At 46.9% G+C, this 23046-nt stretch carries 26 protein-coding genes and 2 tRNA genes; 7 read left to right on the top strand and 21 right to left on the bottom strand.

Annotation, left to right across the window (positions count from 1 at the left end):
- Position 1: 1 nt before the first annotated feature.
- Positions 2 to 628, bottom strand: coding sequence for a plasmid pRiA4b ORF-3 family protein (locus HY200_10305; protein MBI3595335.1), 627 nt, complete (start codon positions 626 to 628; stop codon positions 2 to 4).
- Positions 629 to 812: 184 nt separating this feature from the next.
- Here HY200_10305 and HY200_10300 point away from each other — a divergent pair, with 184 nt between their 5' ends.
- The 6 genes from HY200_10300 to rplT all read left to right on the top strand — a co-directional run bounded on the left by HY200_10300 (position 813) and on the right by rplT (position 5067).
- Entirely contained in the window at positions 813 to 1412 is a 600-nt protein-coding gene (locus HY200_10300; protein MBI3595334.1) for a hypothetical protein, read from the top strand.
- A gap of 111 nt (positions 1413 to 1523) precedes the next feature.
- A tRNA-Val gene (locus HY200_10295) sits at positions 1524 to 1598 on the top strand.
- Positions 1599 to 1665: 67 nt separating this feature from the next.
- A complete protein-coding gene (thrS, locus tag HY200_10290; GenBank protein ID MBI3595333.1) occupies positions 1666 to 3606 on the top strand; it encodes a threonine--tRNA ligase in 1941 nt (646 codons plus the stop codon).
- Between the two features lie 30 nt (positions 3607 to 3636).
- Entirely contained in the window at positions 3637 to 4281 is a 645-nt protein-coding gene (locus tag HY200_10285; protein ID MBI3595332.1) for a translation initiation factor IF-3, read from the top strand.
- A gap of 22 nt (positions 4282 to 4303) precedes the next feature.
- Positions 4304 to 4510 carry a 50S ribosomal protein L35 gene (gene rpmI, locus HY200_10280; GenBank protein MBI3595331.1) on the top strand — a complete coding sequence of 69 codons (207 nt, stop codon included), beginning with the start codon at positions 4304 to 4306 and terminating at the stop codon, positions 4508 to 4510.
- A gap of 197 nt (positions 4511 to 4707) precedes the next feature.
- Positions 4708 to 5067, top strand: a complete 360-nt coding sequence (rplT, locus tag HY200_10275) for a 50S ribosomal protein L20 (protein MBI3595330.1) — start codon at positions 4708 to 4710, stop codon at positions 5065 to 5067.
- Between the two features lie 169 nt (positions 5068 to 5236).
- Here rplT and HY200_10270 read toward each other — a convergent pair whose 3' ends face one another.
- The 8 genes from HY200_10270 to def form a co-directional block, all read right to left on the bottom strand.
- Positions 5237 to 5854, bottom strand: a complete 618-nt coding sequence (locus tag HY200_10270) for a LysE family translocator (protein ID MBI3595329.1) — start codon at positions 5852 to 5854, stop codon at positions 5237 to 5239.
- A 36-nt stretch (positions 5855 to 5890) separates the two neighbouring features.
- Entirely contained in the window at positions 5891 to 7636 is a 1746-nt protein-coding gene (pheT, locus tag HY200_10265; GenBank protein ID MBI3595328.1) for a phenylalanine--tRNA ligase subunit beta, read from the bottom strand.
- A gap of 3 nt (positions 7637 to 7639) precedes the next feature.
- Positions 7640 to 9202 carry a phenylalanine--tRNA ligase subunit alpha gene (locus HY200_10260; GenBank protein MBI3595327.1) on the bottom strand — a complete coding sequence of 521 codons (1563 nt, stop codon included), beginning with the start codon at positions 9200 to 9202 and terminating at the stop codon, positions 7640 to 7642.
- An 8-nt stretch (positions 9203 to 9210) separates the two neighbouring features.
- A complete protein-coding gene (locus HY200_10255) occupies positions 9211 to 9861 on the bottom strand; it encodes a ribulose-phosphate 3-epimerase (GenBank protein ID MBI3595326.1) in 651 nt (216 codons plus the stop codon).
- Entirely contained in the window at positions 9858 to 11210 is a 1353-nt protein-coding gene (gene rsmB, locus HY200_10250) for a 16S rRNA (cytosine(967)-C(5))-methyltransferase RsmB (protein ID MBI3595325.1), read from the bottom strand. The genes HY200_10255 and rsmB overlap by 4 nt, the downstream gene beginning before the upstream one ends.
- Positions 11211 to 11289: 79 nt before the next feature.
- A complete protein-coding gene (gene htpX, locus HY200_10245) occupies positions 11290 to 12144 on the bottom strand; it encodes a zinc metalloprotease HtpX (protein MBI3595324.1) in 855 nt (284 codons plus the stop codon).
- A gap of 81 nt (positions 12145 to 12225) precedes the next feature.
- A complete protein-coding gene (locus HY200_10240; protein ID MBI3595323.1) occupies positions 12226 to 13146 on the bottom strand; it encodes a methionyl-tRNA formyltransferase in 921 nt (306 codons plus the stop codon).
- 34 nt (positions 13147 to 13180) lie between these two features.
- The gene (def, locus tag HY200_10235) at positions 13181 to 13690 is read right to left on the bottom strand and encodes a peptide deformylase (protein ID MBI3595322.1); all 510 of its coding nucleotides are present in this window, start codon (positions 13688 to 13690) and stop codon (positions 13181 to 13183) included.
- Between the two features lie 113 nt (positions 13691 to 13803).
- Between def and HY200_10230 the strand changes: the two genes are divergently transcribed.
- Positions 13804 to 13877 (top strand) — tRNA-Met (locus HY200_10230).
- 141 nt (positions 13878 to 14018) lie between these two features.
- On the opposite strand, the gene HY200_10225 is transcribed toward HY200_10230, so the two are convergent.
- The 12 genes from HY200_10225 to ald all read right to left on the bottom strand — a co-directional run bounded on the left by HY200_10225 (position 14019) and on the right by ald (position 23023).
- Positions 14019 to 14408 (bottom strand): CBS domain-containing protein, encoded by a 390-nt coding sequence (locus HY200_10225; protein ID MBI3595321.1) that lies wholly within the window; start codon positions 14406 to 14408, stop codon positions 14019 to 14021.
- A gap of 284 nt (positions 14409 to 14692) precedes the next feature.
- Positions 14693 to 14899, bottom strand: coding sequence for a TOBE domain-containing protein (locus HY200_10220; protein MBI3595320.1), 207 nt, complete (start codon positions 14897 to 14899; stop codon positions 14693 to 14695).
- Positions 14899 to 15705 carry a molybdate ABC transporter substrate-binding protein gene (gene modA / locus HY200_10215; protein ID MBI3595319.1) on the bottom strand — a complete coding sequence of 269 codons (807 nt, stop codon included), beginning with the start codon at positions 15703 to 15705 and terminating at the stop codon, positions 14899 to 14901. Before modA ends, HY200_10220 begins: the two co-directional genes overlap by 1 nt.
- 76 nt (positions 15706 to 15781) lie before the next feature.
- The gene (locus tag HY200_10210) at positions 15782 to 16852 is read right to left on the bottom strand and encodes a PA0069 family radical SAM protein (GenBank protein MBI3595318.1); all 1071 of its coding nucleotides are present in this window, start codon (positions 16850 to 16852) and stop codon (positions 15782 to 15784) included.
- Between the two features lie 83 nt (positions 16853 to 16935).
- Complete coding sequence (locus tag HY200_10205; protein ID MBI3595317.1) at positions 16936 to 17379, bottom strand: DUF5069 domain-containing protein; 444 nt, start codon at positions 17377 to 17379, stop codon at positions 16936 to 16938.
- Between the two features lie 12 nt (positions 17380 to 17391).
- A complete protein-coding gene (locus HY200_10200; GenBank protein ID MBI3595316.1) occupies positions 17392 to 18309 on the bottom strand; it encodes a branched-chain amino acid transaminase in 918 nt (305 codons plus the stop codon).
- Positions 18310 to 18321: 12 nt separating this feature from the next.
- Positions 18322 to 18711, bottom strand: coding sequence for a hypothetical protein (locus HY200_10195; GenBank protein ID MBI3595315.1), 390 nt, complete (start codon positions 18709 to 18711; stop codon positions 18322 to 18324).
- A 69-nt stretch (positions 18712 to 18780) separates the two neighbouring features.
- A complete protein-coding gene (locus HY200_10190) occupies positions 18781 to 19083 on the bottom strand; it encodes a DUF3106 domain-containing protein (GenBank protein ID MBI3595314.1) in 303 nt (100 codons plus the stop codon).
- Positions 19080 to 19598 carry a zf-HC2 domain-containing protein gene (locus HY200_10185; protein ID MBI3595313.1) on the bottom strand — a complete coding sequence of 173 codons (519 nt, stop codon included), beginning with the start codon at positions 19596 to 19598 and terminating at the stop codon, positions 19080 to 19082. Before HY200_10185 ends, HY200_10190 begins: the two co-directional genes overlap by 4 nt.
- Before the next feature lies 1 nt (position 19599).
- On the bottom strand, positions 19600 to 20235 hold the full coding sequence (locus HY200_10180) for an RNA polymerase sigma factor (protein ID MBI3595312.1): 636 nt from the start codon (positions 20233 to 20235) through the stop codon (positions 19600 to 19602).
- Positions 20236 to 20251: 16 nt separating this feature from the next.
- Positions 20252 to 21892 carry a GTPase HflX gene (gene hflX / locus HY200_10175; GenBank protein MBI3595311.1) on the bottom strand — a complete coding sequence of 547 codons (1641 nt, stop codon included), beginning with the start codon at positions 21890 to 21892 and terminating at the stop codon, positions 20252 to 20254.
- Positions 21893 to 21922: 30 nt separating this feature from the next.
- Complete coding sequence (gene ald, locus HY200_10170; GenBank protein MBI3595310.1) at positions 21923 to 23023, bottom strand: alanine dehydrogenase; 1101 nt, start codon at positions 23021 to 23023, stop codon at positions 21923 to 21925.
- Between the last annotated feature and the right edge of the window lie 23 nt (positions 23024 to 23046).

The following is a 23046-nucleotide window of genomic DNA, read 5'->3' as shown; positions in this document are numbered from 1 at the left end:
TTCAGCTCTCCAGTTCCTTCAGAAGGGCGTTCACCTTCTGAACATCAAAAATCTCTGGATTGAAATCCTTCCCGGTCCAGTCAAGCATCGCTTCGTAATCAGGGTGGGAAGGATTAAAAATGATATCAAGAACTTCAGAATAGCCATGGCAGCCTCCACAATCTTCGGGCGGACAGGCTCTCTCCCCTTCCAGACAGATGAGGCGCCCCCGATCCGCCTGCTCGGATGCGGAAATCTTCTCAACAAAGACAAGATGTTTCCAGCCGTCGCCAAAATCGTACTCATAGGTAATCGCCGTGCTCTCAATTGGCAACAGCTCGCCCAGATGAAACTGGTGTTCATTCTTCATTTTACCCATTTCGCCATCCGGTTCCGATTCGGGATCAGCGTAAATATCGGCACCTAAGACGAATTGATGGAGATGGCTGTCGCTCCAGCCCATGACAATCTGGAAGACCTGGTGCAATGAATGAAGACTCATTGATTCCGGCACGATAAATCTCCGCCAGATCGGAGGCTCAATATTCATCAAGACAATTTTCAACTGATAAACATTGATTAGAGTGGCTCTCTTTTTTCGTGATTTTCGATGGCCGGAGGCCCGTTTCCTGATGTTTCTTTTTTGCATTCTGATCACTCTTTCGTCGATTCCATATTACACTATCTCCTGTCGGACTTCCATAGCATGGTCTCTGTTGAATGAATGAATTGACTCTTGAATTGGAATATGCTAAAAAATGAAATACTTTTTTCCAAGTCTCTTCCTTTTTTAAATTTTAAAAATCCAAAGAATTATTTTCTCAAGGAACCTCATGCAGAAACAGACCGTCTTTCTATTTCACGATGATCCGGAACTTCTCCCTCTTTTTGAAAAAACACTTCAGCAATCCAATATCTCCTGCGAAGTCTCCAGTTATGAAAAGGCTTCTCACACTTCGCCCTCTTCTCTCGGCAACCGTATGGTTCTTCTGGAGTCAGGAAAAGAGGAAAAACATTCCCATCTTCTAAACAACGTGCTCAAGTCCGATCTCAAAAAGACGCTCATAATCATCGGACCTTCAAAATTTTTGAGAAGAACGGCTCCTCATATCGAAGAGTTATCCCATTCCCTCACTCATGAAGGGGATAAAGAAGAAAAAATTTCCAGGGAGAAAGCCGTCTATGTAGAAGATTTCCTGGAATCTAAATTAAAGGCTTTTATTAAGAAAAATTATTCGGCCAAAAAGAGTAACCTTTACAACACCCTCCTTCAGGAGTTTGAACGACCTCTGATTACCCTCACGTTAAAAGAAACGAACGGTAACCAGATCCAAGCGGCTGAAATACTTGGATTAAATCGAAATACCCTCCGAAAAAAGATCCAAGAGCTCAATATTCCGGTTAAAATCCTAAAGAACAACAAAGAAGAATAAGTCGCTCCTTCCGGGCTATCTGCTTGACTTCCTGAGGAGATTTTTATATATTATTTCAAGCTCTTGTGAGTCTTCCTGGAGCTTTTCCTTTTTTATGAGAGTTTTTCCCACAGGCGCGTAGCTCAGGGGTAGAGCGCTACCTTGACACGGTAGAGGTCGGCGGTTCAAGACCGCCCGTGCCTACCATTTTTTAATTGAAAGAGGGTTGGGCATCATAATCAGGTCTTCTTATGATGCTTTTTTATTTTAGGTTATGGCAGATACGATCCAGATTACAGTTAACCAACAATTGAAACAGGAATTTCCAAAAGGAATCCTGATATTTGAAATTTTGGAAAAACTTCCCGAACCCTACCGTCATGGAATCGGGGTCAAAATTAATGGAGAAGTCAGAGACTTAAGAGAGCCGGTTCTGCGAGATACCGAATTCGAACTCGTCACATTTGATTCCAGAGAAGGTCAGGATATTTTTCACCATTCCTCCGCTCATCTCATGGCACAAGCCGTTAAGGAACTTTTTCCAAAAGTGAAACTGGCGATTGGTCCGCCCATCGATGATGGATTTTATTACGATTTTGAAGTTGAGACCCCCTTCACTCCCGAAGACCTTGAAAAAATTGAAAATAAGATGAAGGAGCTTGCCCGGAAAGACAACCCCTATATCCGGGAAGAGATCTCTAAAGATCAGGCCCTGAACCGGTTTAAAAAAGAGGGAGAGAATTACAAAATCGATATCATTAAAGATCTCGATCCTGCGGCGCCGATCACCCTGTATCACCAGGGAGATTTTATCGATCTTTGCAGAGGGCCCCATCTCCCTTCCACAGGAAAGATTCCGGCTTTTAAACTCTTGCATACCGCGGGAGCCTACTGGCGCGGCGACGAGAAAAACAGGATGCTTCAGCGAATTTACGGGACTTCTTTCCCGTCGCAAGAAGCGCTCGACCAATATTTAAACCGACTGGAAGAGATCAAGAAAAGGGATCACCGCAAAGTCGGACGGGAGCTTGACCTCTTTTCGATCCACGAAGAGATCGGTCCCGGCCTGGTTCTCTGGCATCCGAAAGGAGCGCTGATTCGAAAAATAATCGAAGACTACTGGCGCGAGGAGCATTTAAGGGATGGATATGAGCTGGTTGGAACCCCTCATATTGCGCGAATTGATCTTTGGAAAAAGAGCGGGCATCTTGAATTTTATAAAGAGAACATGTTTTCCCCCATTGAAGTGGAAGGAACTGATTTTGAATTAAAACCGATGAATTGCCCGTTTCATATTCTGATTTTTAAATCGCGAATCCGCAGCTACCGGGACCTTCCCATCCGATTTGCGGAACTGGGAACCGTTTACCGATACGAAAGATCGGGCGTTCTGCATGGTCTCCTGAGAGTTCGGGGATTCACCCAGGATGATGCCCATCTCTTCTGCCGGATTGAACAGATTGAAGCGGAGATCTTGAAAGTTATCTTATTCACGCTCGCTACTCTAAGGAAATTCGGATTTGATGAATACGAAGTTTACCTTTCCACCCGGCCGGAAAAATATGTCGGGACGCTCGACAAATGGGAAATTGCAACCGAAGCCCTTGCAAAAGGTCTGAGAGATTCCGGTCTGGCCTATCAGGTCGACGAAGGGGGAGGGGCATTTTATGGACCTAAAATCGATTTAAAAATAAAGGATGTCCTCGGCCGGGCCTGGCAATGTTCTACTATTCAAGTTGATTTTAATCTTCCGGAGCGGTTTAATATCACTTATCGTGGAACCGACGGGAAAGAGCATCAGCCGATCATGATTCATCGCGCTCTGATGGGATCCATCGAACGGTTTTTTGGGGTTTTGATCGAACATTACGCGGGCGCTTTTCCAACCTGGCTCGCCCCGGTACAGGCGCTGATCATCCCGATTTCAGAGAAACAGCTGGCCTACGCTGAAGGAATCTCGGCAGAACTCAAAAAACTAAAATATCGGGTTGAAGTGGATACCCGAAATGAAAAGCTGGGACAAAAGATCAGAGAAGCGCAGGTTCAAAAGACCCCCTACATGTTGATTGTCGGCGATAAGGAAGTTCAGATGGGCCAGATTTCAGTCCGGAAAAGAAGCGGAGAGGAACTCAAGGGTCAGACGCTCGATCAATTTGTCTCTATTTTAAATCAGGATATTAATTCCGTTGATATTGGTGGTGGGCTTAATGGATAATATTAAAAACTTTGAACCGGGAGAACCTATATCGTTAAATTAAATGTCAACCGTGGAATCAGGGCGAGAGAAGTGCGGGTCATCGATGGAGAAGGCAATCAGCTGGGTGTCATGCCGACTTTTGAGGCGATCAAGAAGGCTGAAGAGAGCGGACTGGACCTGGTCGAAGTCGCTCCTACTTCCAATCCCCCTGTCTGCAGGATCATGGATTATGGGAAATATAAGTACGAACAGAGCAAAAAACTCCACAATGCCAAGCTCCATTCCAAGACCGCCGTCTTAAAAGAGATTAAGCTTCGTCCTTATACAGATACGCATGACCTGGAAATAAAAATCAGACATTCGAGAAATTTTCTGGAAGAGGGAAACAAAGTCAAAGTGGCCTTGATGTTCCGGGGGAGAGAAAATGTCAATCAGTCCATCGGCCGGGCACTGATGAACCAGTTCATGGAAAAAATTTCCCTTCATGGCACGATTGAACAGATTCCCCGGATGGAAGGGAACACCCTGGTCATGATCGTCATTCCGAAATCAGAAAAAGGAAAGGGACAAAAGGCACCCAAACCACCTAAACCTCCAAAAGTGGAAGCCATTCCAAAAGTTGAAACGGCAATCCCTGCGGAGATTAGATTGGAGAGTAAAATCGAAGAAGTGAAAGAAGCTAAACCGGAATAAATTTGAAAAAAGGAGTTATGAAATGCCGAAAATAAAATCCCATAAAGGGATGGCAAAAAGAGTTAAAATTACGGGTACAGGAAAAGTGGTCATTAAACGAGCGGGAGAGAGGCATCTTCTAACCACTAAAAACGCAAAAAGAAAGAGAGCTCTCAAAGTTGAAGGGGTTTTGATCCCGGCGGAAGAGAGAATGGTTAAAAGACTACTCCCTTACGGCGGCGGAATTTAAATTTCATAAAACACAAGCTCTGAAATTGTGAAGAATAAGTCAAACTAACTAGCAAATAGATCTGACAAGAATGGATTAATTGCCAGGCCGCAGCTTCGAAAACGACTGAGGCGTACTGAGTTAGTACGTTGAAGGAGGTTGAGATGCGAGAACGCAGCAAGTGATTCATTATCGTCAGATCGATAAAGGAGAATAACATGCCTCGAGCTAAAGGCGGCACCAAAACCAGAACAAGACATAAAAAGAGATTAAAAATGGCGAAAGGATATTACGGCGCCAAGAGCAAGCTTTTCAGATCAGCTACTGAACAGGTCGATAAGGGTCTTCAATATGCCTACCGCGACCGGAAAGCTAAAAAAAGAGACTTTAGAAGGCTCTGGATTGCCCGAATCAACGCGGCCGCAGGATTGGCTGGAATCGCTTACAGCCGGTTTATCAATGCCTTAAAAAAGGCCAATATCGGAATTAATCGCAAAATGCTCGCTGAGTTAGCGGTAAACGACCTGGCGGGGTTTAATAAGATTGTGGAGGTGGCGAAACAGCATATCGCTGCTTAACCCACAGGTTAGTGAAAAAACTCATCTGCTTCGTTCTCGTCGCTCGGCATTACTCACGTACTCATCATGTACGCTCCGTATGCCTCGCTTCTGCGGCCTGGCATATGAAGTTTTTTGACTAACCTGTAAATTTGATTTCCTCCTTTCTAAACCCGATCTTCAGAAAGCCTTACCCTGTGAAAAAAGCGATCTTGATTCCGAAAAAAATAAAAACGATTCCACAGGTTTTGCGTGCTATTTTTTGCAGCCGCAAGTTCTCCTGAAATACGGCGCCCACTTTACAAAAAATTCGACTTAAAAAAAAGAGATAAACCTGGTTGGCTCCCAGAAAGAGCAAGGTCATCGTCGCATAAGAAGAGAGAAACCCCTCCCCTCCTGATCTGAGGAAAAGCGGAAAAAAGGCCATGAAGAAAAAGATGGCCTTCGGATTGGAAAGGGTGATGGTAACCCCTTTTTTGAATGTTCCCGAGATTTCTTCTAAGCCAAGCGTTTGTTTTTGAAGTCCCGTTGTCAGAAATAACTTCAGTCCCAGGTAGATCAGATAGGCTGTGCCCGCCAGTTGAAATGCATGAAACAGGGCGGGATAAGCTGAAAAGAGCGCTGAAACCCCCAAGAGAGAAAGCGAAACCAGGATGACATCGCCGGTTAAAATTCCGAGCATCGCCGAACCGGCAGCGCGGTTGCCCGACGAAGCCGCCACCCGGGCTACCCACAAGGAACCGGGACCTGGAGCGAGTATGACTGCAACGGACGCCGGGATAAATCCGATCCAATCGATTTGGCTCATGATTCCATCTTCGCCGGCCTATGGATTGATATGATATTATTCGGATTGGGTGAGTGCTAACAGGAGATTGACGTCGAGCGTGAGTGCGGAACAGGGCACTCCGATTTGCCACCTCTCCAAGACCTCGGGATGAATTTCGCCTAACGATCCCACCCGGATCTCTTTTTCCGGACTATTTTCGTCCCTGTAAAAAATTTCACCAAATCTTCCGGAATTATAGCTCGAATGATTCACTGACTTTAATCCATGAAACAGAAATTTGCTCCCGACCAGGTAATAGAAAAGCATATCCAGGTAGGAATGCATTTCAGAAAAAGAAGCGTTCGGATGGGCGATGAGCGCCGAAAGCTGAATCCGGGTTTTGGATCCCAGATCTTGTGAAAGATCTTTTTCGGCCACCTCTCCAATTTCAAATATATGGTGGGGATAAAATGCCTTACTGCTGGCCGCTTCGACACGTAAAAGCGAAGGAAGTATCTGGTTCCGGACGATAGAAAATTGGGCTGTCATGACATTTTCGATTTCAACCAGATGAAGGGGGGCGTGATTCAGATTCATTTTTTCAACCAGCTCTTCCCGCGAGCTCAGGATATTGGAGATCATTTCCTGAAATCCAAACCCAATAAAATATTCGCGGAGTGTATCCGAGAAAGACTCTTCCCTGGACAAGCTCCCTCTTGAAAAATCTTTCGGAAGCTCCGGTTCAAAATTGTTATAACCGAGACTGATGGCGACATCCTCAATCACATCGACAGAATGGAGCAGATCGTCTCGATACGGTGGCGGGTTTACTCGCAATTTGGTGCCGGTCCCCCTGCCCACGTTATGCCCGTAGGAGGTCAGCGCTTTTTTGACCCGTTCCGGTTTAAAAGATTCCCCCAGAAGCTTCTCAATCTCCCGTATTTCTACCATCACCGGCACATCGATTGCCATCGGGAAAATCAATTCTTTTCCATACGGGGTTTTAAAGGGATAGGAGACTGCAATCGGTTCAATCTTCGCTCCGCGGTCAAAAAGATTGGTAGCCAGGATATTCAGTACCAGATTGACCAGCCTTAGATCGGTCCCGGTCACTTCCAACATTAAATTCCGATCTCCCGCCTTAACCTCTCCCGCTTCGCGGCTGTTAATAATGGGAGGAAAGGAGAGAACGGTCCCTTTTTGATCAACAAAAACGGGTAATTTGTTCTCATGCTTAAAAACATGACGATAGGCTTTCCCCTTGGGATGTTTTTCAAGAATCTCCCTGAGAGTCATCCTCTCCTCGAATCCGAGCGGGATAAACCCGGTTCCGGTTGACGATGCCATTTTATAAACGAGCGGAAAAACAACCGGTTCAAGATGATAGATTCCGATCGATAACAATTTTCTTTTCTGACCAAAGACATCCGCCAGCTTTTCCTGGGTTTGGATGAACTGAACCAGGGCTTCTTCAGTCATAACAAAATTGGAAACGGCGCAGGCGGCGATATACGGCCGGACGGATTCGACCTCTTTTTCAACGAAAATTCTGTATTTTTTGGACTTGGCCGAATGTCTATAAAAAGGATATTTTGGATTTCGGTTATTAAGTTTTAGCTTGATTTGCCGGGCGATCCCTTCGCTGCACCAAAGGTCGGGACGATTGGAGTCGTTTAGTTCAACCTTGATTTCGCCGTTCTTCTCATCAAATTCCTTGAACTCCCCCTTGACCCAGGGGAGATAGGATTCGAATTGAACAATGGAAATCTTTCTTCCGACCAGAGACTCCAGATCCCTCTTTTTGATTAAAATGGAGGGCATCGGTTACACCGAGACTTTCTTGGAGCGGACTAATTCCAGATCCGGGGAAAAGAGATCCCGAATATCCTGGATATCCAATGCCATCATTGCCATTCGATCAAGTCCGAGCCCCCAGGCAATGACCGGAACCTTTACCCCGAGAGGCAGGGTCACCTCCGGTCTGAAAAGTCCTGCCCCCCCCAGTTCCATCCAGCCGAGTTGAGGATGTTTGACATGCACTTCGACGGACGGTTCCGTAAAGGGGAAATAGGCCGGAAGGAATTTTACCTCCGTGGCCTTCGCCACTTCTTTCGCAAACAGGGTCAAAAGACCAAGAAGCGTTTTGAAATGAATGGTTTCGCCCAGTACAATTCCCTCCACCTGAAAAAAGTCAGAAGCGTGGGTCGCATCGACCTGGTCATAACGGAAACAGCGCGCGATCGAAAAATATTTTCCGGGAATTTCCGGTTTAGAGGCAAGGGTCCTGGAAGAAACCGCTGTCCCCTGGCTGCGTAAAATGAGTCTTTTTGCCCTTTCCTGATCAAAATCATATCGCCATCCCCTGGAGCCGGTCTTCCAGCCGTCTTTATGGACTTCAGAGACCTGATTGAGAAAAGGTTGGCCAATCGATTTGGCAAACAATGGCTCTTTGACAAAATAAACATCGTGAATATCACGCGCAGGATGAAACTGGGGCATAAAAAGAGCGTCATTGTTCCAGAATTCCGTTTCGACCAGCTCACCCCTCATTTCCATAAATCCAAGTCCGACCAGTTTCGATTTCAAAAGATCGAGAAATTGTCTGTAGGGATGCTTTTTTCCAATGGCTATCCGGGAAGGTCTCAGATGAATGTTATATTTACGGGGCGCCTGATTTCGCCAGCTCCCATCCTTCAACATCTCGGGCGTGAGCTGGGAATAAGTCACTTCGGTCTGCTCGTTGGATAAGGAAGACAGGATCTTTTTTCCAAGAGCGGGGGTAACGACAATTTCTCTTTCGACCTCTTCATCAATCCGAATCAGGCCTTTTGACTTTCCTCGTTTATGGGAATATTCTTCCGCAATCATTTTTTCAACTTCAGATAATTCTTGAATTGGACAACGCCCCTCTTTTTCCAAAAGTTTTTTGAGAAGATCCTGAATCTTGTTAAACTGGGCTAAAACATCCCTGTTCTTTACCTGAAGAACACCCCCCGGACCGATCTGGATTAACCCTGATTCTTTTAAAGCGCCAATGGCCGAACTCTTTTCTTCCGGTTCAAATTCCGCGCTCGTCTGGATCTCCTTGATGGTCGTCGGGGTTTGATTGATCCGACTGAAAATTCTGATTTCAGGAATTTCTGACTTTGCATAGGTTTCACCCAGAGGCGTCAATGAAGCAAACTTGCGGGACCCTGTTACAATGACTTCGCAGATCTGTTTGGAATGAAGCCAGCCGAGGACCATTTCAATTTGAGAAGGATCGATGACTTGGGAATCTACTAATTTTTTTAAGGGTACAGAAAGGAGTATAGGGACCTGCTGGAAATAGAGAAGGACTTTTTTTTCGAGGGGATGGAGCGAGTCGATGATTTCAGAAATGTTCAAAATCGGTCCTATATTAACTGTTTCATCGTCGTAATCGTTTTTCGATAATCTTTGCTCTTGAAGATCGCGGACCCGGCCACAAAAACATCACAGCCGGCTTCGGAGATCTCTTTAATATTGTCGATCTTGATTCCCCCGTCGACCTCCAGCATGACTTTCGCATTCTTACGATCGATCATTTTGCGGGCCAGGCGAATCTTGGAAAGAACCGAAGGGATGAAACTCTGTCCCCCGAAACCGGGATTCACCGACATGATGAGCAGAAGATCTACCGAGTCGATGATCTCTTCCACCAGCGTCAGGGAGGTCGCCGGGTTCAAAGTGACACCTGCCTTAATATTCTTTTCCTTAATCTGCTGGATAGTCCGGTGAAGGTGAGGACAGGTTTCGACATGAACAGTCAGAATATCGCTCCCCGCTGAAACAAAGTCATTGATAGACTGTTCTGGTCTTTCGATCATCAGATGAACGTCCAGGGGAAGAGCGGTGGCTTTCCGGATGAATTCGATCACAGGAGGACCAATGGTCAGGTTGGGGACAAAATGGCCATCCATGACATCCACATGGATCATATCAGCCCCCGCTTCTTCTACCCTTTTTATCTCATCCGCCAAATGGCCAAAATCGGCCGAAAGGATCGAAGGGGCTATTTTTTTCATGTCTTTTTAACCATTCTGACTGCAAAAAATCCATCCATATTCTCCCCTTCAGGAAAGGTCCGGAAATAATAGTCTTTCCCAATAAACCGGTTGCAACCTTCCGGAAGGGAAGCCCTCGGATTCTCAACCCGGAATGCAGGATTGTTCTTTATAAACTTTTCAATTACTTTTTCATTCTCTTCCGGTTCAGTTGAACAGGTACTATATACCAGGATTCCGCCCCCTTTCAAGCTCTTTGAAACCACTTCAAGGAGCTGGGACTGGGATTTCGAATAGGAGGGGAGGAGATTTTCCCGTTTTTGCCATTTCCCTTCCGGATGGCGGCTTAACACTCCAAGGCCCGAACAGGGGGCATCCAGGAGTATTTTGTTAAATCCTCTCTTTTCAAATTCTTTTACATTTCGGGTTAAATCGAATTGGCGTGGCTTTACAGATGTCAGGCCGAGACGCTTTAAATTCCTCTGGAGCGTGTTAATCCGGTCGGGACTCTGATCGACGGCCATAATTTCGCCCCGGTCTCCGATGAGTTCTGCCAATTGGGTCGCTTTTCCACCTGGAGCGGCGCAGGCATCTAAAATCTGATCTCCGGATCGAGGAGATAATAAAAAAGGGACAAGTTGTGATGCTTCGTCCTGGACATAAAAAAGACCCTTCTGGTAAGAGTGGAGGCGTGTCACATCTCCAGGTCTATCCAGAACCAATCCGACAGGAGAGAATTCTGTTTTCTGGTTACTGATCCCTTCGTCTAACAAGATAGACGAGAGATGGTCCCGATCGATCAGGACCCGATTCACCCGAATGGTAAATGGGGGCGTGCCGATTTTGCTTTTGAACCAGGTCCGCGTGTTTTCAATTCCGTATCGGGCAACCCACCGTTTTACAAGCCATTCCGGCTGGGAGTACTTGATGGCAATATTATGGGAACTGTCGTCTTTCAGATCGGGGATTTTGTGCGCTTCTTTATCCCGAAGAATGGATCTGAGAACGCCATTAACAAATCCGGAAGAAGGGAGCCCTTCCTTTTCTTTGACCAGTTCGACACTCTCGTGAATTGCGGCAAAAGAAGGAATTTTCGTCAAAAAGAGAAGCTGATAGGTTCCCAACCGGAGGGTATTTCGAACCCACTCTCCCATCCGATGGGTCTTTCGATCGGCATACCGGTTAATCACCCAGTCCAGATAGCCTTGCCATTGCAAGGTCCCATAGACCAGCTCTTTCAGCAAACCGCGATCAAGCGAAGTGAGCTTTTCATATTCCCGTTCCATCAGCGGATCGAGAAACACCTCCTTTTCTTCGACTTCATTCACAATGTGAAGCGCAGAAAGTCGAGGATTCGATTTCGTCATCATTCGGTCGGTTTCCACAAAAAAACCCCAAAAACACTTTTAAGCTGTTTGATGGGGTTTTTTTGGAATCTTAAAGATGAGATTAGCCGTTAACAACCATACTTTCTAGCCGGGCAATTCTCTCTTCCATCGGAGGATGCGTGGAAAAAAGCTTGAAAAAAGCATTGCCGGTCAAAGGACTTACAATAAACATATGGGCGGTCGCCGGATTGGCATCCATGGGCACTGCTTGAACACCTCGTTCCAGTTTTCGAAGTGCGTTGGCGAGCGACATGGGGTTGCCTGAAATAAGGGCACCGCCCCGATCCGCCTCAAATTCTCTCGAACGGGAGATCGCCATCTGTACCAGCATCGCGGCAATCGGAGCGACAATAATCATCACGAGCGAACCAGCCAAACCACCTGAACCCTCTTCCCGGTCGCTTCGCCCGCCTCCAAAAATCAGACCCCACTGTGCCATATTGGCAAGCATGCTGATCGCTCCGGCAATCGCCGCTGCAACGGTACTGATTAAAATATCACGATGCTGAACATGGGCCAGTTCATGACCCAGAACACCGGTTAACTCTTCGCGATTCAATATTCCGAGAATTCCTGTGGTGACCGCTACCGCAGCATGTTCGGGATTTCTCCCTGTCGCAAAAGCATTCGGTGTCGGATTTTCCATGATATAAATTTTTGGCATCGGAATATTTGCCCGGGTGGCAAGATAACTGACCGTACTGTAGAGTTCCGGTGCTTCGCTCTGGGACACTTCTTTGGCTCCATACATGGCAAGAACAATCTTGTCGCTAAACCAGTAGGAAATAAAATTCATTCCCATTGCCATGACAAAGGCAATGGTCATTCCTCCCCTGCCGCCGATCGCGCCTCCTATAAAAATCATGAGAAGAGTCAATAAAACTAGCAAAAAAGTGGTTTTCAAATTATTCTTCATTTTCTCATTCCTTCGTCAGGTACTTAATTGCATTGTTTGTGAAACCAGGAGGTCAGTATACCATAAATCAAATCGTGTTTTCTATTTTTCCCCCAATCTCTCCCCTCTCATGAGCGGATGTCCGGAAAGATATTGCGAAACGGTCATTTTTCTGCCATTTTCCGGCTGAAGTTCTAAAATTTCAAGACTGCCCTGGCCGGTTGCAACAATGATCGCTTCTTTTCCGGCATCAAGCACTTCCCCGGGCTGGGCCCGGATTATTTCCTGGGAGACCCTTACCGTTACCAATTTGATGAGTCCCTTACGATGGTAAGTAAACATCCCGGGCCACAAAGTCAAGGCTCTCCATTTTCTTTCAATTCTCACTGCGGACTCTTCCCAAACCACCTCTCCATCCATTTTCTTAAGGAGTGGCGCATACGTCGCCAATTTCGGATCTTGAGGAATTGGGTGGAGTTTTCCTTTTTCTAAATCCTCAAGGGTCTCCAGGAGAACTGTCGCACCCAGATGAGACAGTTTCTGCGAGAGCGTCACTCCCGTCTCTTGAGGCAGAATCGTCAGACTCTTTTTTCTTAACATCGGTCCGGTATCCATCCCGGCATCCAAAAGCATCGTGGTCACCCCGGTCTCCCTTTCGCCTTCAATCAAGGCCCAATGAACTGGCGCCGCTCCCCTGAATTTCGGAAGTAGCGAAGCATGAACATTGACGCATCCGAAACGAGGTACATCGAGTAATGTCTGGGGCAAGATCTGACCAAATGCCACGACAACCATGACATCGGGAGAAAGCGTTTTTATCGTTTCGATGAATCGGGGGTCTCTGACTTTTTCAGGTTGATAGATTGGAAAAGAGAGTTTTTCAGCGCGTTCTTTAACCGGAGACGGTGTCAGAATCTGTTTTCTTCCTTTGGGACGGTCAGGCTGGGTGACCACTGCGATGATGTTTTTCCCGGAATCGGCCAAAGCCACTAACGAGGGGACGGCAAACTCAGGGGTGCCCATGAAAACAATATTCACACCGACGCTCCCTCATTAATTAACTTTGCTTTTTTTCTTTTTTCAATTTTCTTAGGAGGATATTGCGTTTCAAAGAACTCAAATGGTCGAACATCAAGACGCCATTTAGATGATCAATCTCATGTTGAATCAGCCTGGCGTGGAGCCCTTCGGCCTCATACCGGAGCTCCTTTCCTTCACGATTAATCCCTTTAATTTGAACACGGGCGGCCCTTTTCACCTTTTCCCAATGTTCCGGAATAGAGAGACAGCCCTCTTCCGCGATAATTTCCCCTTCGGAAGCGATGATTTCCGGATTCATCAACACAGTCAATTTCTGCTTTTCTCCCTCTTTAAGGGTCATATCATAAATAAAAAGACGAAGAGACTTCCCGACCTGCGGCGCCGCAACGCCGAGACCCGGCACGCCATATAAGGTTTCAATCATCTGATCGATCAATTTTTGCAGACCGCCATCGACGTTTATCACGAGCGACGCTTTTTCTCTCAGAATGGGGGCAGGAAAGGTCACAATTTGAATGGCTGACATTGATCCATTCTATCAAGCCTTAAAAAGGGGTTCAATCACGAATTTCCCTGACGTGAAGGGAGCCATACCCAAATTAAAATTGACATCGCCTGATGGCTTTGTTACGATGCTTCTGCGGGGTGGAGCAGCTCGGTAGCTCGTCGGGCTCATAACCCGAAGGTCATAGGTTCAAATCCTATCCCCGCAATGAAGAAAAAAAAGGGTTACAGCTATAGCTGTAACCCTTTTTTTCGTTGGGGTAAAATCGCTTACTCCGCAGTTAAAACAGGCAAAAAAAGAGAGGCTCGCGCCTCTTCCAAAATTACCTCTCGACAAAAAAATCGATTTTTTATGCCCAAAATGATTTTCCTGAATAGACCGGGCGGATCAAGTCGAGCATCGAGATGATCCCGGCGATCTTCGAGTCCGAAGTCACAGCCAGATGCCTGACATGATGCTGATTCATCATATCACTCGCTTCATCATCAGTACTTTCCTCGTCAATGATGAAAGGAACCGACATCACTTTCTCCACTTTGGTCACATAGGAATTGAGATCTCTCGCCAGAACGTTTCTGATAATATCACCTTCTTCCAGTATTCCAATCACTTCAGTTCCCTTGCATACCATCAGGCTTCCAATCTTCATTTTTGCCATCATTTTGCACGCTTCACGAATCGATTTATCCGCTTCTATTTTGACAAACTTTTTAGTCATAATCTCTTTTACTTTAACCATCTATCCCTTTCATACATTGTTTTAGTTGAAATTTGAACTGAGCATCCCTTATAGAAGAGAAAGGATTTGGACTCTGCCCTTAAAATAAGCAAAGGTTATGCCAATAGTAAAAAACGAATCAATATGGAATTTCGCCTTTATTTTTAGTCATTTTTATGAATCCAGGCGAGCTCTTCACCGGAGAGAACGGGGTGGAATGCGTGAACAAAACAATTTCGTATTTTCCGACGGACAACAATGTATGGCCTAAAAAACCTATCGACTGGATGGGATCTCTTTCATAATCAGTCCTTTATGATCATGACTTCTGTAGCCTTGATCAGGGCAATCACCCTGTCTCCTATGTTCAGTTTCATCTCTTCAGCGCTGTCTCGCGTGATCACGGAAACAACCTGATTTTCGTGAACTTTTATCGTGACCTGACATTCGATATCCCCTTTCTTGATGGCGATAATCTCTCCGGGTAATTTATTCTGACCGCTGATTTTCATTATTTTAGTTTCTCCTCGAAAGGTTTAAATTGATATTTCTTAAAAATAGCCAGCGCGTCTGGACTTCCCAATAAGTTGAGGAAAGTTCTGGCTAGTTCCGGGTTCTTTGAGCTCTTGATGATAGCCACGGGGTAGAGCACCGGACTATGGCTCTTCTCCGGAGCAAAGGCGGCCACCTTTACCCTGCCAGATTTGATTGCCGCATCGGTTGCGAACACCACTCCGGCATCAACTTCGTCCCTCGCGACATATTCCAGGACCTGACGAACATCTTCTCCAAAGATCAATTTGGGTTTGAGAGCATCCCAGATTCCAAGATTTTTCAGGATTTCCTGGGCATAGCGGCCACACGGCACGAAAGCAGGATCGCCGATAACAATCTTCTTTATTGAGGCATCCCGAAGATCATGAAAGCTTTGAACGCGACGATCCAACCCCGCCGGAAGGATCAGAACCACGTCATTGCTCAGAAGATCTTTTCGGGATTTGTCTATCAACAAGCCTCTTGATTCCAGTTCATTCATTTCGTTGGGAGAGGCACTGATAAAAAGATCGACCGGCGCGCCTTGTTCAATCTGGCGCATCAGGGGACCGGATGCTGAAAAATTAAAATAAACGTGGTGTTCGGGATGCTGTTCCAGAAAAACCATTCCGATCTCCTGAAGGGCATCGGTAAGACTTGCGGCCGCAGAGATCGTCATTTCTCCTGCATAAACTTTTAAAGAAGCCATGATCAAAAAAATGACGAATGCAATAGTTCGAACCGGTATTTTCTCGATCATGCTTTCCATTCCTTTCTTCTCCATAATCCGATTCCTTGTTTTAATCGCCGAATGTTTTCGAACGAAGTATGGAAGTCCCGTATTTTGGAAATCAAGAAGATCAGAAATCAAAAGAGATCTGACTCCCGGCGGGCGGCCGAAAATGCCGGGTAGAAAGTTGAAATTTCTCCCGGTTAAGACCTGTTTTTCGACACGACAGGTCGAATAGATCGTGAATTTGTCTGGCAAAAACCCCCTTTCCTGTCATTCTTGAACCAAACTCAGGATCGTTCAGGGCGCCTCCCCGGATCTCGCGGATACGATTTAAAATCTTGTTCTTCCGATCCGGGAGATGCTGTTCCAGCCAATCCTCAAATAGCGGAGCCACCGCAAACGGAAGACGAAGCGGAACCATCCCTGCAAACCGGGCCCCGGCCTGAGCTGCCGACTGCAAGATCCGGGGAATTTCCGGATCGGTCAAACCTGGAATGACGGGTGCGACCATGACTCCGGTCGGGATCCCCTCTGAGTGAAGGATTGAAATGGCTTCCAATCGCTTCTCCGGCCGGGAAGTCCTTGGTTCAAGGATCCCGCAGAGGTCTCGGTCAAGCGTGGTAATCGAGATATAGACAATGGCTGCCTGAAATTTCGCGAGAGCCGAAAGGAGGTCTTTGTCTCGCACCACGCCGTAATTTTTAGTAATGATTGCGACAGGGTTTCGGAATTCGAGCAAAATTTCAAGGCACTTGCGGGTCAATCCCAACTTCCTTTCAATCGGCTGATAGGGATCGGTGACTCCGCTCATCGCAAGAAATTTCGGAATCCAGCTTTTTGACGAAAGCTCCCCGCGCAGGAGCTCGGGCGCCCTCGGTTTCACCATGATCCTGGTTTCAAAATCCATTCCCGCTGAAAACCCCAGATACTCATGAGTCGGTCTGGCATAACAATAGGCACACCCATGTTCGCATCCACGATATGGATTAATACTTGCTTCAAAACCAACATCCGGGCTGGTGTGGGTGGTAATAATCGTGCGGGATGTATCGGTAAGAAATTGAGTAGCAGGAGAAGGTTCTTCTTCCGCTTCCCAGTCGGGGTCGGTTATTTTAATTCTGGAAAATGACTCAAATCGATTTCGAGGGTTCTCTCCGCTTCCGCGGCCCTTCTTGAATTCAGAACTCGGACGTCCCATGGATCGAGACTACTGCTTTCGATGAGTGACTGTCAAGAAATGGGGATCTGTTGTTAGAAATGCCTGACGAGCGGGGAACGGGTTTATTTGACCGGTATGCGGCCTTCATCCATGTCGATCATGTCCAGGACATTGAGAGCGCCGATATCGATTCTTTTTGCAAGTTCGGGATAGTTCTTTTTTCGAAAGAGGACCCCTTCCGGAGCAGGACGATAAGTGTCGATCTCTTTAATCCAGGCCGCCACTTCTTTTTCGGTATGGCGAATTGCATTTTTTTCGACCCAGTCGAGAACTTCTTCGTCCCGATAGGATGTTAAAATGACTTCCCGAAGTTTTTCTGCATCAAGACCCGTAAACTGAAGCAATCGGTTATCGAGTGCGTTCCCTTTTCCAAAAAGATTGCCGCAATATTCGGCAGGAAGTTCTCCCTTTGCCTGCAATCGGACTTTGTCGATTAACCGGGGAAGAAAGAGATACCCCCCAAGCTTTTCTCGAGGCGATCTGATCTTATTGTAATCGAATTTCATCCAGGATGCTGATTACCGGACCGGGACAAGCCACTCGGCGTGGGATTTTTCTTTTCCCCTGACGATATTAAAAAACTTCTCCTGAATGCGTTGGGTTATCGGACCCGGTTTTCCTTTTCCAATCTGCCTTCCATCGACTTCCCGGATAGGGGTAATCTCCGCCGCCGTTCCGGTAAAAAAGGCTTCATCGGCGATATAGAGTTCGTCCCGGGTGAATCGTTCCTCCCGAAATGGAATGCCGAGCTCCCTGGCAAGGGTCATCACCGAGTTTCTGGTAATGCCATCCAGTATCGATGTCAGCGGTACGGTTTTCAATTCACCCTTCCTGACGATAAAGATATTTTCCCCCGGACCTTCAGCAACGTACCCCTCGGTATCCAGGAGGAGCGCTTCGTCAAATCCCAGTTCCTTTGCTTCGAGCTTTGCGATCTGGGAATTCACATAGTATCCGCTCACTTTTGCGCGAGTCATGCTGATATTGACATGGTGCCGTGTAAATGAAGAGATTTTGACCCGAATGCCGCTCTTAATTCCTTCATCTCCGAGATAGGTCCCCCAGGGCCAGGCCGCAATCATCACCTGAATCGGATTCTCCTTAACGTAAAGACCCATTTCACCATAGCCGATAAATACCAGTGGCCGGATATAACCTTCTTCCAGCCCATTTGTCTTCACCGTTTCGATCGTCGCATCCATGATCTCTTTTATGCTGAACGGAATTTTCATCCGGGTAATATGGGCCGAATCAAATAAGCGTTCGGTATGTTCCTTCAGCCGGAAAATGACCGGTCCCGCACTCCCTTTATAACAACGGATCCCCTCAAATACCCCCAATCCGTAGTGGAGGGAATGGGTCAGAACATGGACCTTCGCTTCACCCCAGGGGACCAGTTTTCCGTCCAGCCAGATAAATTTTGTTTCTTTTAACATGAAAAAAACTCCTTAACGGGAGGGATGAGCAGAAACCTCAAACTGCACCGTGGCTTCCACGTTGACCCACTCATGATCCTGATTGGACACTTTTAATAATACGGTATGTTTTCCGGGAGCAAGTTTTCCCAGTCCTCTTGGAGAACGTCTTGACGTCCCCTCATTTTCGCCATCCAGATAGACATGAACATGATTTCCGTTGTCTTTCATGCCACGGACAAATTGATATTCGATCTGGACTTCATCACTGGCAGGGAGATGGTCCCCCTCTTTTGGGGTGACGATGACAATTTTAGACGCGCCTGCGGTCGTTTGAGGCTCCACGGCGTAAACTCCCCGGCCCGTCATGGACAAGGCCACGCCCAATAATATCAAAGTGGAGCAGAATCGAACTAATTTCATTTAATTTACTATAACACAACTAGCTGATTAAAAAAAAGACCTCGACTTCAACTCATTGCGCGTTCGGATTTAACCTCTTTTTTCCAGCTCTCGATGGAGTTTTTGCCGCTCTTCGGGACTCATGTTTTTGTACTTTTTGTAATTTTCCCTCAATTTCTCTTTCTGTTCCGGGGGCGCTTGCTGATATTCCTGGAATCTCTGTTTTAAACGGCTCTTTTCCTCGGGTGGCAACTTTTCATACTCTTCATAATTCTTTTTGACCTTTTCTCTTTCCTGAGGAGTCAGTCGTTCCACCTGCGCAGAAACGGGAGTGGCCACCATGCAAGTGAGGAAGAAGATTCCACCCAGGATAACGGAATGAATCTTTGTCATAAATTCTGCTCCTTTCCCTTTTCGCTCCCCGTATCCATCTTTTTGAGAAGATCGAGCTGGTGAATCATTTCGAAATCTTGATAGAAATCGATTTCCCGGTTGATTTTTTCAAGGTCACGCTCTGAAACACCCACACTTTGAGCCACCCAGAAAGGACGGGATTGATAACCCAGGTAATAGGCAGTCACGACCGCGAAAAGAAAAACGAACGTGATCGCGGCCCGCCGGAATGAGGGGACACGGAAAAGCTCCCACGGAGCCAGAGCCCAAACAATCTTCTCTTCGCGAGTGACACCCGAAGATTTAACGATTCTCAGAGACTGTTTTTCAAAATAGAAGTCCGGCTCAGATTGAACCAGATGAACCCATTGCCCCACTTTCTTCAATTCATTAAGGGCTTCCCGACAATGGGAACAGCCCAAAAGATGCTCTTTAATCGATTCCCTTTCCCCTAACGATAACTCGAGATCCAGATAGGAAGTTAACTGTTCTTCAGTTTCGTGACAATTCATCATTTCAATTTCCTTCATCCTTAAAAGAAGCTTTCAAATAATTCTTGAGGGAACAGTTCGCCCGATGAATGAGGGATTTCACCGCATTTTCCGTCGTTTTCATCGATTGTGCAATCTCCGCATAGGAGAGATTCCCGTCCCGGCTCAGGATAAACGAGACCCGCTGCGGCTCGGTAAGTGATCCCAATCCTTTTTGATATAATTTTTCCAATTCGGCCTTTTCAAGCCCTTCCAGAGGGGACATCTGCGATTGATCCTTTAACTCCCTGCTGTATGAACCTCCATCTTCATCTTCAATCAGGGTGTCGATTGAATGCGTTGGAAATTGGTAGACCCCTTTTCGTTTTTCGTTCAGACATTTATTGAGCGTGATCCGGTATAACCAGGTCTTAAAAGCGGCTGTTGCTTCATAACTTTCTTTGGCCAGATAAATCTGGGTAAAAACCTCCTGGGCCATCTCTTCGGCAAGCGCCTCTTGTTCAAAAAACCTCCTGGAAATATTCAAAACATACTTGAAATATTTGTGAAACAGAAGGTCAAAGGAACGCTCATCCCCCTCGCGATACCGGAGCATCAGACGGGCATCAGGATCAATTTCGTGACGATCCGCCTTCTTCAGGGCGGTTTTTCCCCTCCACATACTTTTTAAACCCCTTTTATTCCAAAAAGTTACGGGGAGGAAAGACTTTTTCCTCCATGGCCAAGAGGAGATTCTCCAGACTCTCTGGATGAAGCGCCGAGACCGGAATTCCCTGAAGTCTAAACGTAAGATTTTTGACCGTTTCGGGGTCCATTTTATCCATTTTATTCAAAATCAACAGTCTTGGTTTCGTCTCCAGATGAAGCTGGGCTAATATGGACTCGACCGCCTTGATCTGCTGTTCGACCCTCGGATTCGACATGTCCGCGACATGTAAAAGGAGGTCTGAGTCCTGAAGTTCGTCCAGGGTGGCCGCAAAGGCGGCAAAAAGATCTTTGGGAAGGTCACGAATAAACCCGACCGTATCGGTGATGATGACTTCTCTTTCCCGGGGAAACCGGAGCCTGCGGCTGGCCGTATCAAGCGTTGCAAAGAGGAGATCTTCCGCCGTCACATCGCTTTTGGTTAAGATATTCAGCAGGGTCGATTTACCGACATTGGTATAACCCACGATCGAAAGAATGGGAATGTCACTGTTTTTCCGTCTCATTCTCCGTTGTTCACGTCCCAGGGTCAGCGATCTGAGCTCTTTTTCAAGTCTTCCAATCTTCTCGCGCACCCTTCGACGATCAATTTCCAGACGGGTTTCTCCCGGACCTCTCCCTCCAATCCCTCCGGTCAGCCGGGAAAGATCGGTGCTCCTTTCTGAAAGTTTGGGGAGAAGGTATTTCAATTGCGCCAGTTCCACCTGAACTTTTCCTTCCCGGCTTTTGGCCCTCTGGGCAAAGATATCGAGAATCAACTGATTCCGGTCGATGACCTTCATTTCCGAAAGTTCACCAATTGCCTTGGCCTGTCCGGGTGAAAGACTCTGGTCAAAAACCAGAAGCGTCGCTCCCGCTTGCAGCGCTTTGATGACTACCTCCTTGACTTTTCCTGAACCGAGCAAATATTTCGGGTGAATCGATTTCGGTCTTTGCATCATCGCATCAAGGATCAACAAATTATCGGAACGGGCCAGTTCTTTTAGCTCCTCGAGCGAATCCTCCTGGTCCATTCGATCTCCGGTGGATACCGACACCAAAAGGGCTCTCTCCCGAGGATCATGAATGTCGAACGTGGATTGAGCCTGGGTTAATTTCTTTTCAAGATCCGATATAAATTCGTCGCAGGGAAGCTTCAATTGATGAAAAGGGACGGGAGGAAGTATCTCGTAAACTTTATGGTCCGAATCAGGAGGAACCAAATACCCCAACGTGACAAATCCAGGAAGTCCATCTTCCAGGACTTCGATCACGGCCATGAAGTCCAGCCGAAGGAGGGCCAGATCAGTCAGGTCATCCTGCGTCAAGGGTTCGTGTTTTAAATGGGTATGAATACAACGAAGGCCTCTGAGCCTCTTTCCACCGAGGCGATAGGCGCTCAGATCGGGAATGACGATTTCACGTTCGTCCCCTATGATCACCGCTTCAATCCCTCCCTGCCGGTGTATCAACAAACCGACCTGCCGGCCGGTTTCAAGAGATAGCTCTGTGAGGCTTCTTGCCAGTTCCGGCGAAATAAGTTGAGAAGGGAGATTTTTTCTGCGATAAAGCTGAGTGAGTTTACGAATCTGGTTGGGTTTGAGACCTGAAGTATAGCCGATTAAGGAAGGAATACGCGTTTCCCCTGGTTATGGGCGTTTTAACTATAGAACAGGTTCATATCGACAGTTGATTGCTCTGGCCACTTCGGGGTGGGTCACTTTTCCCGACAGGAGATTGACCCCTTTCAAAAAGGGCTGATCATTCTGTATCGCTCTTTTAAACCCGAGCTCGGTCAATTTCAACACATAAGGAAAGCTGGCATGGGTCAGTGCAAAAGTCGCCGTTCTTGGAACCGCCCCGGGCATATTGGTCACGGCGTAATGGAGCACTTCGCCAACCCTGTAAACCGGATCCTGATGTGTTGTCGGACGGGTTGTTTCAAAGCATCCCCCCTGATCGACAGACACATCTACCGCTACGGACCCCTTTTTCATATTGGAAATCAATTCCTTTGAAACCAGGAACGGAGCCTTCGCACCCGCAATAAGCGCCGCTCCAATCAGAATGTCGGCTTTCATCACCTGCTCTTTCACAGTTTCCGGATAGGAGATCAACGTCTGAATCTGGTTCTTGAACTCCTGATCCAGTCGTCTTAAGGGGTTCGGCCGGGAATCGAGAACCGTCACCCCTGCTCCCAGGCCGATCGCCATCCGGGCGGCATTGGAACCGACCGTTCCTCCACCCAGGATCACAACTTCTCCCCGGGGAACCCCCGCCAGGCCGGACAACAAGACGCCCATCCCTCCCTGAGATTTCTGGAGATAAAAAGCACCGACCTGTACAGAAAGACGTCCGGCAATTTCGCTCATAGGCATTAAGAGGGGAAGTGTGCCGTCCGGCAGTTCGATCGTCTCATACGCAATTCCTGTGATACCGCTTTCCAAAAGGCCTTTTGCAAGCAAGGGAGCGCTTGCCAAATGGAGATAGGTGAAGAGAATCTGACCTTTTCGGAAAAGAGGAACCTCTTCCAGAAGAGGTTCTTTGACTTTCAAAATGAGTTCAGACTGAAGAAACAGTTCTTTCTTGGAAACCAGTTTAGCTCCGGAAGAGGAAAACTCTTCATCCGATATTCCGCTTCCGAGGCCGGCCCCTTTTTCGATCAAAACGGCGTGACGGTTTTCAACAAGCCGCTTGACCCCATGGGGCACAATGGCCACCCGGTATTCGTGGACCTTGATTTCTTTCGGAACGCCGATGATCATATTGATCGATTATATAAATTAAG

This window comes from Nitrospirota bacterium (genome assembly GCA_016194305.1).
GTDB lineage: Bacteria > Nitrospirota > Nitrospiria > JACQBW01 > JACQBW01 > JACQBW01.
The sequence above is the reverse complement of the archived record's forward strand: the minus strand, read 5'-3'. Positions and strand labels throughout refer to the sequence as shown.